We start from the raw sequence: 13,385 nt of genomic DNA, 5'->3' as shown, positions 1-13,385 counted from the left end.
AAGCATCTACTTGAGCATTAGCATTTTTCCTGTTTCTCGGTATTCTCCGGCAATGAAACTATAGAAATATATCCCACTAGCCAGTTGCTTCCCGGACTCTTTCTTACCATCCCAGATCTTATGATGATTACCTCTTTCTAAATCTTCGTTTACTAACCGCTTTACCCGTTCACCCTTGATATTGAAAATATCTATTATTACATGTGAAGAGGTCTCGAGAGAGAAATGTATTGTTGTATCTGGATTAAAGGGATTCGGATAATTACCATGCAGTTTAGTGACAATAGGAAGAGGTTCTTCATCTACCCCTACACCAGTATAAGTGAACTCAATAGTAACAATTTCTGATTCTCCTGTATAATAAACAGCAGAAACACCAGCAAGATATGTAGTATTATACACCAAATCTTCATACGTCCATTCCAGATCAGTAGTATTCTCTATCAGAACATTATCGAGATAGACATTGTAGCTCTCAGGAAAATACTGATCCGGAGATTGAGGTTCTTCCCAAGTAAATAGACCAGTATAGTCATCAACCTCTAAAGCAACGGGCGGTAATAGAGGGAGCATCATCATGATGAAATCAACTCCGGAAGTAGTTTCACCAACATGTACAACAACTCCACTGACAGATGGTGATATGTATCCAAGTAATGAAGCAGTTACGGTATAGGTGCCAGGTTGTACAGCAATAATGTAATCTCCGTTCTCATCTGGATTAACACTCTCACCGTTAGCTGAGATTACAACTTCGGTTACAACCCCAGGTCCTTCAGCTATCTCAACATTACCGGAGATATATCCCGGATCGGGTAGAGTTACAGGTCCTCCGGAAAAACAACGAATAGATCCATTTCTACCTCCAACTATCATCTCTCTTGAATTATCTCCGGTTACATCCGGTATAGAGCCAATAGCATCAACAGGAGTTCCCGTAGCTATAGACAAAAGTATCTCTCCATCCGTGCTGTCGATGAAATAGGCATAATTACTTTGATAGAGCGTTCCAACAAATAGATCATTAATACCATTTCCGGTAAGATCTCCCCCATTGGCAATATACCAGGCATTATCGGCAACATTTTGTGACCAGATATATTGACCGTCTTCTCCGCTAAAAACTGCTGCATGCGAAGAAACATGCCCAATAGCTATGTCATTGTATCCGTCACCATTAACATCACCCAACACTTCAAATTGCATAATGAGTGAGGCACCGGTTGAACCGGACCAGATGATGCTGCCATCTGTTGCATCTAAAGCATAATAGTTGCCACCACCCATAAATGATCCTATCAGCACGTCAGGAATTCCGTCTCCATTGACATCATCTATTTGGCTCAAAGCCCATACTGAAGTACCAGCCGGTTGCATAGTCCATTCTATAGCTCCTGTGGCACCATTAATACCGTGAACAAAAGCTTGAGACTCTGCTTCGTTAGAAGCTCCGGCAATAACATCTGGTATTCCGTTTCCAGTGAAATCCTGAACACCAATAACAGAAAAGGCAGGACCCTGAGCATATCTTTCCCAGATCATAGAACCTGTTGCTCCATTGATTAGAAAGATCCTTTTGGGACCTTGATTGTTATTATCGTCACCTGTAGAAGCTAAAACATCAGGTACTCCGTCACTATTGAAATCGAAACGGGCATCTACCTGATATACCCAACCACCATTACCGTAGATATTGGTATTGAATTGCCATAGGAGTTCTCCCGTTTTGCCAGAATAAGCTCTTACAGAACGATCTCCCCCTGTAGTGCCTACTACGACATCGTGATAATCATCTCCATTCAAGTCTCCACTTATGGAGAGACCTCTGAAGGAATATACATTACCCGAATATATAAACTGCTCCCAAATGACATCTGCAGTGCCACTAGAGTTCCCGTTATATGCCCTGACATAATTGTCTTCGCCGCAGACGATAACATCATCTAACCCATTACCCCAAATATCGGGTATGGCTTGAATCGCCCGAATATTACTAGAAGCACCACCTTGAATCTGGTAACTCCAAAGTACTGCACCCAATGAAAGATCAACTGTTTGACCCGAGCCGACAATTGTTATGCTGGGTTGTGGGTTATCCGGATCATTTGTACTGAAAGTTGCATTGGCAACTATTTGTCCTGTTGTGCTTGGATTAAACCATATTCTTAAGTTATATTCTTCCCTGACTGCTAAATTGATCGGCAATTGAACTGTATCATCAATGAAAAAACTCTGATCCGAGAATCCAATATTGCTGATTTGCAGATTGGTCATACCCTGATTACTGATAGTGAAGAATCTTCCAGTATCAGCACCAACTCTTACTAAACCATAATCAAGATTGTCAGGTGTAGCTACAAAATGTGCTTCCGGAAAGAGGCCATAACCCGACAAACTTATCTGTTTTGCTGGTGTGATGGGATCATTGGAGTGAATCGTCATAGTATCAATAAACTCGCCCCAATTATCAGGAGTGAAGGATATTTCAATAGATGTATTTTCATTTTGCTCTAATGTAATAGGTAATATGGCATCAGTCTCAAAGACATCAGATAAAAAAGTGATATCATTAATTACCAGGTCTCCAGTACCATTATTCGATATTGTTAGATTTGTTGAAGCAGTTTCATCAATGATTACATTTCCAAAATCATACGTATTAAAAGAGACGTTTATTACTGGTGTTCCCGTACCCCCTAAATCGACTTTATAGAGAGTACTAGGTGCTCCGACAGCACCTGCTAGATACCAGAGATACTGCCCATCATAGACAATGCCTGCAGGCCTTTGGATTTCGGACATTTGACTCTCTAATATTGTGCCTGTTTGAGTCACTTTATGGATTGTATATGCCCAATAATCAACGGTCCAAAGATCATCACCTTCCAGACAAATATCCCATGGTTGGTCATTCGGTGGTACAAATTGTTGTAAAATCTGACCTGTATTTGAAACTTTATAAACTACTCCGGGATCAGGATAATAGGTCATAACCCAGAAATCGCCATCGTCATATGCTATACCAGACATATAATGATCCGGTAGATCAAACTGAGAGATAACATTGCCCTGAAAATCGAGCTGCATAGCATAAGCAGGGGTCGAGCTTGGTGAAGTATGGTCTGTGATCCAGAGATATTGACCATCATAGGTCATACCATAACTGTCATTTATCGTGGGATTATTAAAGAGTAGTATTTCTTGCCCGGTAGAGGGGTCAAATCTAAAGACACGTCCTCCATCAGCTCCGTAGATACCATAATAGAGATATGTACCATCATATGCTAATCCTGAAGCTTTTCCGGTAATGGTATAAGTCGCTACTATAGTCCATTCAGCATATACTGAACACGCTATAAATAACAGTATTATAGTGATTAATACACCTTTCATAATAACCTCCTATGTTATTTAATCATGTATCTTCAGATCATAATAATCTGAGCTATTTTAACAATAACATCTTACGTATCTGATCATAACTGTCTGTACTCATTCGATAGAAATAGACACCACTCGGCATCTGTTTACCACTCTTATCTAATCCTTCCCAAACAATGTTATATTCTCCGCTTGATAGATAACCATCAACAGGAGTATTAATTAGTTCCCCTTTGATGTTATAGATATCTATTCTTACTCTATCGGATTCTTTAAGAGTGAATCCTATAACAGTATCCGGATTAAAGGGATTAGGTCGGTTTTGTTTGAGCATTGTAGTTAGAGGTTGTAGAGTATTATCATCAGCAGAAACAAGTATAGTATACTCACCGGTAGTAACAACACTCGACTCCCAACCTACTTTGAAAGCTTTTGCTTTAATCATTGTATCTTCAGTGATCAATATCGGTGAGTCATATAATAAGGATTCATCAGTTGGATCTGTTCCATCCAGAGTGTAATAAAAGATCTCATCTGACCAGGGATCAAGAGTTAATGTTACTTCCACCTGTCCAACATATTCGCCAGGTTCAGGTGTCATCACAACCGGATCTATCGGCCCAAAAATCTCCATATCAACAGATTCTGATGGCGCTGAGCCCACTGAATATATAGCAGAGACATAATAATCATACTCCCCTGCAGAAACGTTACCATCTATATATGATGTAACTGTGGGAGGTAGAGGTGTTTCTGGACTGATCAGCACTCCGTTACGATAAACATCAAACCCAAGTAAATTTCTATTACCATCATTAGCTCTAAGAAATGGAACATACCAGGTCAACTCCACGTCATGCCAATAGATTATTCCGGCAGTTAGATGAGTGGGTGGTAGTAGTAATACTCCGGTTCCGGTAAGCATTATCTCATAAGAAACAGAGGTAACATTATCAGTCGCTTCTATTTCAATGATCGCTTGTTTAGCACCTGTACTAAGAGGTGCAAAAACAGCAGCAAAACTAAAAGTATCATCTGGCAGAAGGACTAAAGGATACTGATTTTGATCATCTAATAGGAAATCTTGAATATTGTTCCCTACTAAGCTTAAACTCTCAATGGTAACATTTACTGTCCCATCATTTGTTACAGTAAAATTGACCGGTGTAGAAGCTTCATTTACAATTACATCTCCGAAATTTGCATACTCAGGTTGAATGAGAAGTTCTATGTCACCTGTTGCGGGCAAGAAATCAGCTAAACTCCTGGCAGTGAAGAAATGACCTTCTGCTCTGGAGTTAGGAATCCCACGGAGTGATATGACTTCAGTTGGAATAATAGTAGTAATGTAATCCACATCATAGAAGGTAGTTCGAAAATTGATCGTTTCTATACCATCACTTATAGGATAAACCTGTCCGTTGGCAAATGTTGCACTACCATCTGCAGTAGTGAAATGAACATTATTGATCTTCACAACTCTTGATTGATAATCCATTATATCATCAATAAAATCTGCCATAGTGATAGTTATGGGTATGATCGGATTGTTATTAGATGTTGCCGGATCAGGGTTCTGGATTGGGGTTAACTGTATCATATTACCATAAGTATTCAGTGTTCCGGTTAATCCTGAAATCCCATCACCAACTTGGTAGGTAGTCGTAATTACTCCTGATAGATCGTCTATTAGAATACCTGCAGTATTATCCTGTATGAACTTCTGATTTCTAAACGTCTGTTGGAAAGTCAGAATAACTTCGTTGGACAACGTATAAACCGTTCCATCTTGAGGGGATGATTTCAATGTAGCAACATCAAAAACTTCGACGGGATAATTAATTGTATAAACGGCAGTCGAGATTATGCTCGGTTCCAGATCATCAGCATAGCCACGAGCTTTTATAGTCATTGATTCATCAACATCTATCGGATCGGAGAAAATGGGTGAACTTTGTGTAGGATCAGTACCATCGGTAGTATAATGAATGGTGGCATCGGGGGTTGTAGTTGATATAGTAACTGAGACTGCTCCATAATAAGTACCGCCGGGGGGGCTAAAAGTAGGAGGTGCCACTGCATCAGGATCACCAAAGTCTGTTAGCAGTATATCATCAATATTGAATCTTCTCCCATCACTTCCTGATAAAGAACGGAATCTAATCCTTACATTACCTTCAATATTTACTGTCTGTGAGAAAAGAGTTAATTGATCTATCCCATCGAGATTAATATCGTTACCTATCTGTATCCAACTACTTCCTTGATCGATGCTATACTCAACTAAAAAAACTGGAGCTGTTGGTTGATTATCTTGAGAAAAACCTGATCTGGCATAATAAAATGATAAAGTTCCAAGACCATTATCTTTGTCTTCTAACATCGTCATAGTAGCTGCTAAAGCTGTCTGATGTCTTAATCTGGCTGATCTCTCTCCAAATTTTCTGTCACCATCAGCCGTACCAATTAAAACATTGTCCAGATTCCAGTCTTTACCGCTTAGCATAACATTTCCTGAAGCATAACTCGTTTTTACTTCACCCGGTCCTTCAAAGTCTACAAAATACTCTGTTCGCTGATAAACTACCGACCAATTATTAATCTCGCTTGATTGTAAGTCATTAGCGAAAGCTTCTGTAATTAAGGTAAAAAAGGTAATAAATAACACAATACAAACGCATAAAATACTTCTGACTCTCATAGTGATTCTCCCTTTTAATGATTTATTGGTTCATTAATTCAATACTCTAACTTTAGTTAAATCTGAAGAGCTTGTTACTTTAGTCAATCAATATTTTCAGAAAAAAACTAACTACTTACAAGCAATATCTTTGGGACAAATAGCAGCATTAGGAACTGTACAGACTCATGACATCAAAGATATCGAACTAAATCATTGACATTACGAACAATACCAAAAAATTGAGAACACTTTTTTAGTGAGGTGAGGTTACAATGAATAACTCAATTAGGGTAAGGTTTGCTCCAAGTCCAACTGGATATCTGCATGTCGGGGGGTTGAGAACAGCCCTTTACAATTACCTCTTTGCCAGAAAGAATAAGGGCACATTTATCTTAAGAATTGAAGATACAGATCGTACCCGTTATATAGAAGGAGCAGTTGAGAATCTGCTTAAAACCATGGAAATGATCGGACTCCCTTATGATGAAGGACCCGACAAAGATGGTGGTTTCGGTCCCTATTATCAATCACAGAGAACTGATATCTATCTCGATCATGTTAAAAAACTACTCGACAAAGGTGCAGCATATCATTGTTTCTGCTCTCCTGAAACTCTTGCTGAAATGCGAGAAAAACAGAGATTAGCTAAGGAGATGATCCGTTACGATGGTAGATGTCGTTTATTAGAATACCGAGAGGTTGAAAAGAGGTTAGCAGCTAAAGAGAGTCATGTCATCAGGGCAAAAATCCCTGAGTCAGGATCATTAGAGTTTGAAGATTTGGTTCGGGGACAGGTTACATTTCCTTGGGATATGATAGATGATCAGGTCTTGATTAAGTCTGACGGGTATCCAACCTATCATTTAGCCAATGTAGTCGATGATCATCTAATGAAGATCTCTCATGTCATCAGAGGTGAAGAATGGTTAAGCAGTACTCCAAAACATATTTTTCTTTATGATGCTTTCGGTTGGGAAAAACCTAAATTTGCTCATCTACCTTTGTTACTTAATCCTGATAAAAGCAAGCTTAGTAAAAGACAAGGTGATGTGGCAGTAGAAGATTTTCTTGCTAAAGGTTATCTACCGGAAGCATTGATCAATTTTGTTGCCCTATTGGGTTGGCATAATGAAACAGATCGTGAAATTTTCTCACTGATGGAATTAGAAGAGACCTTTAGCATAGATCGGATAACAAAATCAGGTGCTGTTTTCGATCTGGAGAAATTACAGTGGATGAATGGTTTCTATTTAAGAAATATGAAATTAGAAGATCTCGCAACGCGATTGAAAACTTACTTCAAATTAGAGAGTATCGACATAAGCGATCAAGATAAGTACCTGAATGTAATAGACTTCGCTAAAGAGAGAATTACTCTGCTGCCGGAGATCATTGAGCAAACCAGAATGTTCTATGAAGATCTGAGTTTTACCGACGAAGATCATTTGATCATAGATAGTGAGAATGCTCAAAAACTATATTCTTATTGGCTCATAGAATTATCGAAGCTTGATAACATAACAGAAGAAACGATTGAAGAAATAACGAAGAAATCTAGTAATGAGCTTAATTTAAAAGGTAAGGAATTGTATTTTCCGTTGAGATTGGCACTCTATGGAAAAGCTCACGGACCAAACATACCGACTTTATATCGTTTATTGGGTAAAGACGATTTCGTCTCAAGATTCCAAAAAGTTTTGATAAATTCCAATACTAAAAGATTTTGATGAAATATAAGAAACAATATCAGGTTTTAAAATGACAGGAGAAAGAATGAGTGAGATTTATGATCTAAACCCCAAAGATGAGTCAGAGAAGAGAGAATCAATAAAAGACAACAAAAAAACCTCGAATTTTATCAAGAATATCATTGAAGAGGATCTCAAAAACAACAAAAATGATGGCAGAGTACATACTCGTTTCCCGCCAGAACCAAATGGCTATCTTCATATAGGTCATGCCAAATCCATCTGTCTCAACTTCGGTGTAGCTAAAGAATACAATGGACTCTGTAATCTTCGTTTTGATGATACTAATCCTCAAACAGAAAGTCCTGAATATGTTGATTCAATTCAGGAAGATATTCGTTGGCTTGGTTTCGATTGGGAAGATCGTCTCTATTATGCTTCTGATTACTTCGAGCAATTTTATGAATACGCCGAACATCTTATCAAAACAGGGAAAGCTTACGTTTGTGAGCTGAATGAAGATGAGATAAGAAAATATAGAGGAACTGTCAAGGAGCCGGGAAAGGAGAGCCCTTATAGAAACCGACCAATGGAAGAGAGTCTGGATCTCTTCCGCAGAATGCGAGCAGGCGAGTTTCCCGATGGTAGTTTAACTCTCCGAGCTAAGATCGATATGGCATCTCCTAACATGAAAATGCGTGATCCTTTGGTTTATAGGATCAGAAAAGCACATCATTACAGGACCGGAGACAAATGGCCTATCTATCCGATGTATGACTTTGCTCATTGCCTTTCAGATTCAATTGAAGGGATAACACATTCACTCTGTACACTGGAATTTGATAACAACAGGGAACTCTATGACTGGTTTCTAGATCAACTTCCCGTGAAACATCACCCACAACAGATAGAATTTGCCAGATTAAATCTCAATTATACTGTTATGAGCAAAAGAAAACTCCTTACACTTGTTGAAGAGAAACATGTAGAGGGATGGGATGATCCAAGAATGCCATCTATTGCTGGCTTTAGACGCCGTGGTTATACCCCTTCTTCTATCAGACAATTTGCTGAGAAAGTCGGGGTAGCAAAAAGCGATAGCGTCGTGGATATAGCTCTCTTAGAGCACTGTCTGCGAGAAGAGTTAAACGCTAATGCCCCCAGAGCTATGGCTGTCTTAAATCCCTTGAAAGTTGTTGTCACAAACTATCCGGTGAATGAAACAGAATATTTAGAAGCTCTAAACAATCCCGAAAACCCTAATGCCGGTTCACGTCAAGTGCCATTCTCAAGAGAACTCTATATCGAACAAGAAGATTTTATGGAAAATCCACCGAAGAAGTTCTATCGTTTATCTCCGGGTAGTGAGGTTCGTTTACGATATGCCTATTTTATTCGTTGTGAAGAAGTTATTAAAGATGAGCAAACCGGTGAGATAAAGGAGTTACACTGTACTTATGATCCGGCAACAAGAGGTGGTTCTGCTCCTGATAATCGCAAAGTCAAGGCAACTTTGCACTGGGTATCTACCAAAGAGAGTTTTTCTGCTCCAGTTCGGCTTTACGAACATCTCTTCACAGTCCCCAATCCAGGCATGGATGAGAACATAGATTTCAGAAAACAGATCAATCCTGATTCATTAAAGATTCTTAAAGACTGTCGTTTAGAACCAATGTTGAAAGAAGCAGTACCGGGTAGCAGATATCAGTTTGAAAGACAGGGATACTTCTTTGTTGATCCCAAAGATTCCAAGCCGGGTAATCCCGTATTTAACCGCATTGTATCTTTAAAGGATACTTGGTCAAGAATACTAAAAAGAGGAACCGAAACGACTTCATGATAGTACTACATAGGATCAATATTCAAATCCTGAACAATAAGTTTCTTCGCTAAATCATAGATAAATAAAGCAGAGCTTTACTATTGCAAAATATAAGATCAAAATATAGAAAATCAAAGGAGTAAAAGGATGTTCAAAAGAACTTTCTTAACAATTGTATTAACAACTATTGTGTTTCTGCTGTTTAGTCAGAGTTTTAGCACTATTCAGCAAGATGTGCAAAAATTCACCTTAAGTAATGGAGCAACACTTCTTGTTTTACCTCGTACAACTTCACCAATCATTCACTGTGTTACTCTGGTTGATGTCGGTGCTGTTAGAGAAGTGCCCGGTATTACGGGCATCTCTCATTATCTTGAGCACATGGCATTTAAAGGTACAGAGACTATTGGAACTAATGACTTCGAAGCTGAGAAATTAGCATTGAAAGAATGTCACCGCATTTTTGATGAGATCTTAGCAGAAAGAGCTAAAGGATCAGCAGCTGATCCCGAAAGATTATCATCATTAGAAGCAGAGTTAGCCAAAGCTATTGATGTTGCCAATGAATACGTTATTGACAATGAATTCAGTCGCATAATGGATCTTAATGGTAGTAATTATCTCAATGCCGGTACATCTTATGATCTGACAATGTATACAGTTAGTTTGCCATCTAATAAACTTGAACTTTGGATGTTAATGGAAGCAGATCGTTTTACTAATCCCGTTTTTCGTCAATTTTATCAGGAACGTGATGTTATTCTGGAAGAGAAGAGAATGGGAGAAAGCACTCCAATTGGTAGGTTCTCCAGAGAGTTCATGCAAAATGCCTTTGTTGCCAACCCTTACCGCAATGTTTTAATTGGCACTGAAGAAGATATCAGAAATCTAACAGAAAAGAAATTAAGGGATTATTTTAACAGATATTACGGAGCCCAAAATCTTGTCTTTACTGTTGTAGGAGATGTAGACCCCGATGTCGCCTTATCTTTGGCTAATGATTATCTGGTCACAATACCTGAAGGAACAAAGAATGAACCGGTCGTTTTTAATGAACCAGACCAGACAGCAGAAAGACTTTATATTCATGAAGACATAGGTCAACCGTTCATTATGATAGGATATCATATCCCACATGCAGCACATCCCGATTTTCCTGTTTTTAATGTCATTGCTGATATTCTTGGACAAGGACGCACATCAAGACTACACAGAGCATTAGTAGAAGACAATAACTTAGCTGCTTATTCCTACAGTTATGCAGGAGCTCCCGGCAGGATTTATGACAATCTTTTTATTATAGCAGCTCTTCCTCTGCAAGGTATAGACACCGAAAATTGTTTACTTGAAATAGATTTGCAAATCGAACTTATGAAAAATGATTTAGTTACCGCTGATGAATTAGCTGGTGTAAAAAGAAGGACTCTAAAACGCTCTATCGATAGATTGAGATCGGGTTTAGGATTATCTATTCAACTTGCTATGAACGAGTCGCTATATGGTGATTATAATGAACTATTTCGTGATTTGGAGAAGATTGAGCAAATAACCAGGGAAGATATTAAAAGAGTTATGAATGAGACTTTCGTTCCTGAGAATAGAATCATCGGAATATTAGAGAATAAAGAGAGGTAAAGATGATAAGTAAGAGCAAAAAATTGATACAAAAAATAAACTCGCCCTGGATACTTACCTTGGTTACAATACTGTTGAGCATTTCTATAGTTAATTTATCATTTGCTAACGTAGATACAGAAACACGTTTTGGAATAGAGTTTCCCCAACTGTCTCCCATTAGAACGCCCGAAATAACTGAGTACAGTTTAAGAAACGAACTAACCTTTTTGCTTTCTGAAAATCATGATTTCCCTACTATTTCGGTCTCTGTGCTGGTTAATGGAGGTTCTTACTTTGAGGAATTAGAAATGATCGGTTTAGCAGAGCTTTTAGGTGAACTCTTGAGAACCGGTGGTACTAAGAATTACACCCCTGAAGAAATTGATATGCTGCTGGATGATATGGCAATATCTTTATCGAGCAGTGGTCGTGTTCATACATTCGCTGTCAATATGAGCTTCCTCTCCGAAGATGTAGAGGTAGCATTTAATGTGCTTAACGATGTACTTCGTTACCCGACATTCAATGAAGATAGTATCCACAGGATGAAGCTAAACATGAACACTCAAATAGCCCGCAGGAATGATGATATCTCAGAGATAACAGGTCGTGAGTTTGTAAAACTCGTTTTTGGAAAAGATAATCCATATGCCAGAACTTATGAATATGAAACAATAGCCAACATTACCCAACAAGATTTGCTCGATTATCACCAGACATTCTTTCATCCGCAAAATACACTTATATCAGTTACCGGAGATTTTCACACAAGAGATATGCAGCGACTTCTCAACAGAGTATTCGGAAACTGGAAAAAAGAGAAAGTTACTTTCCCCGAATTGAAAAGATACCCCGTTAAATATGAATCGTCAGTGAATCTCATCCAGCGTGATGATGCTCAGCAAACTTGGATAGCTATTGGACACGTTACTGAAATGACTCAAAGGCATCCTGATTATGTACCTATGTTAGTTCTTAACACTGTTTTAGGTGGTTCTTTTACCGGCAGGATCTATCAGCGCATCCGTAACCAATTAGGCCTTGCTTATGCACCAATGGCATATTATTCTGTTTATTACGACTTCCCGGGTGTGTTTTACCTGATGTCTCAAACTGTCTCTGATAAGACGATAACTGCGATAGACGCCTTAATAGATGAAGTGATCAAACTCCAGAATGAGTATATCACAGAAGATGAACTCTCTTTTGCCAAAGAGAGCTTTCTGAATTCCTTTGTTTTTAATTACGATACTCCGGAACAAATTGTTCGACGTCAGCTTAATTACACATTTTGGGATTATCCCTTAGATTTTCTGGAACAGGTAAGAGACAGAGTTAACGACGTTACGGTAGAAGATATCCATCGAGTTGCTAATGAATACCTATTCCCAGAACACTTTATAATTCTGGCAGTGGGCAACGAGAATGAATTTGAACAGCCACTCAGCACTTTAGGTGAAGTCAATCTCCTTGATATCAGTATCAGGCGTCCCAGACATGATATTACTCAACCGACTAATTTGAAAAAAGAGATCGGTGAAGCTTTATTCGATCAATATCTTGAAGGCATGGGCAATGTCGATCATGTTCATAACATGAAAATGAGAGGGATAACAACTGAGTACCGAGGAGAAGAAAGATCAACCGTTGAAGTGACTGCCTATATCGAGTTTCCCGATAAGATCACACAGTTGATATCAACTCCTCGTGGCTTTCTATCGATGGTCTATAATCAGGGTAACTCGATGATGACATTTCCCGGTCGTAAGATGCATCTTCCTCCCGAATTGGCAGAAGATCTGCGGTACAATCTCCGTTCTAATCCGATTTCTTTAGCAAAAAATTATAAAGAGGAATTTGTTGTCTATCTGGTCGAAGAAAAACAAATGTCAGACAAGACTTTTTACATCTTATCATTCAGTGATGAAGTTAACCAGTTTCTCCTGTTCATAGACAAAGAGACGATGCTTCCATATCAAACAGTTCAGGAAACAATGAGCTGGCAAGGTCTGATAACTGTTTACAAGATATATGAAATATATGATGAGATAGACGGCATTAAATATCCTGTCAGAATAGTCACAAGAGATGAAAGGGGCAACATCTTATCTGAAGTAGATTTTACAGAGATCCTTTTCAATGTTGAACTACCGGAAGATATCTTTAAAGTAGAAGAAATAATGGAGTAACCGAT

The 13,385-nt window shown here is 38.6% G+C and carries 6 protein-coding genes; 4 read left to right on the top strand and 2 right to left on the bottom strand.

The genetic code is table 11. The features are described from left to right. Positions 1–6: 6 nt before the first annotated feature. Together K0B81_01095 and K0B81_01090 are read right to left on the bottom strand one after the other, a co-directional pair. Positions 7–3,393: a choice-of-anchor D domain-containing protein gene (locus tag K0B81_01095; protein ID MBW6515196.1), complete on the bottom strand. Its 3,387-nt coding sequence runs from the start codon at positions 3,391–3,393 to the stop codon at positions 7–9. Between the two features lie 52 nt (positions 3,394–3,445). Beyond that, positions 3,446–6,082, bottom strand: coding sequence for a chitobiase/beta-hexosaminidase C-terminal domain-containing protein (locus tag K0B81_01090; GenBank protein ID MBW6515195.1), 2,637 nt, complete (start codon positions 6,080–6,082; stop codon positions 3,446–3,448). A gap of 254 nt (positions 6,083–6,336) precedes the next feature. On the opposite strand from K0B81_01090, the gene gltX reads away from it, so the two are divergent. The 4 genes from gltX to K0B81_01070 all read left to right on the top strand — a co-directional run bounded on the left by gltX (position 6,337) and on the right by K0B81_01070 (position 13,380). Next, positions 6,337–7,791, top strand: coding sequence for a glutamate--tRNA ligase (gene gltX, locus K0B81_01085; protein MBW6515194.1), 1,455 nt, complete (start codon positions 6,337–6,339; stop codon positions 7,789–7,791). 46 nt (positions 7,792–7,837) lie between these two features. After that, on the top strand, positions 7,838–9,592 hold the full coding sequence (locus tag K0B81_01080; protein MBW6515193.1) for a glutamine--tRNA ligase/YqeY domain fusion protein: 1,755 nt from the start codon (positions 7,838–7,840) through the stop codon (positions 9,590–9,592). Between the two features lie 129 nt (positions 9,593–9,721). Next, positions 9,722–11,209 (top strand): insulinase family protein, encoded by a 1,488-nt coding sequence (locus tag K0B81_01075; protein MBW6515192.1) that lies wholly within the window; start codon positions 9,722–9,724, stop codon positions 11,207–11,209. Between the two features lie 2 nt (positions 11,210–11,211). Then, positions 11,212–13,380: an insulinase family protein gene (locus tag K0B81_01070; GenBank protein ID MBW6515191.1), complete on the top strand. Its 2,169-nt coding sequence runs from the start codon at positions 11,212–11,214 to the stop codon at positions 13,378–13,380. Positions 13,381–13,385: the final 5 nt, after the last annotated feature.

This window comes from Candidatus Cloacimonadota bacterium (assembly GCA_019429305.1).
Lineage (GTDB): Bacteria > Cloacimonadota > Cloacimonadia > Cloacimonadales > JAJBBL01 > JAHYIR01.
This window is presented reverse-complemented; position numbering and strand designations above follow the sequence as displayed.

Excerpts from the sequence above, each read along its gene's own strand:
- K0B81_01075 (MBW6515192.1), top strand. The coding sequence starts at position 9,722 with ATGTTCAAAAGAACTTTCTTAACAATTGTATTAACAACTATTGTGTTT.
- gltX (MBW6515194.1), top strand. The coding sequence starts at position 6,337 with ATGAATAACTCAATTAGGGTAAGGTTTGCTCCAAGTCCAACTGGATAT.
- K0B81_01090 (MBW6515195.1), bottom strand. The coding sequence starts at position 6,082 with ATGAGAGTCAGAAGTATTTTATGCGTTTGTATTGTGTTATTTATTACC.
- K0B81_01070 (MBW6515191.1), top strand. The coding sequence starts at position 11,212 with ATGATAAGTAAGAGCAAAAAATTGATACAAAAAATAAACTCGCCCTGG.
- K0B81_01095 (MBW6515196.1), bottom strand. The coding sequence starts at position 3,393 with ATGAAAGGTGTATTAATCACTATAATACTGTTATTTATAGCGTGTTCA.
- K0B81_01080 (MBW6515193.1), top strand. The coding sequence starts at position 7,838 with ATGAGTGAGATTTATGATCTAAACCCCAAAGATGAGTCAGAGAAGAGA.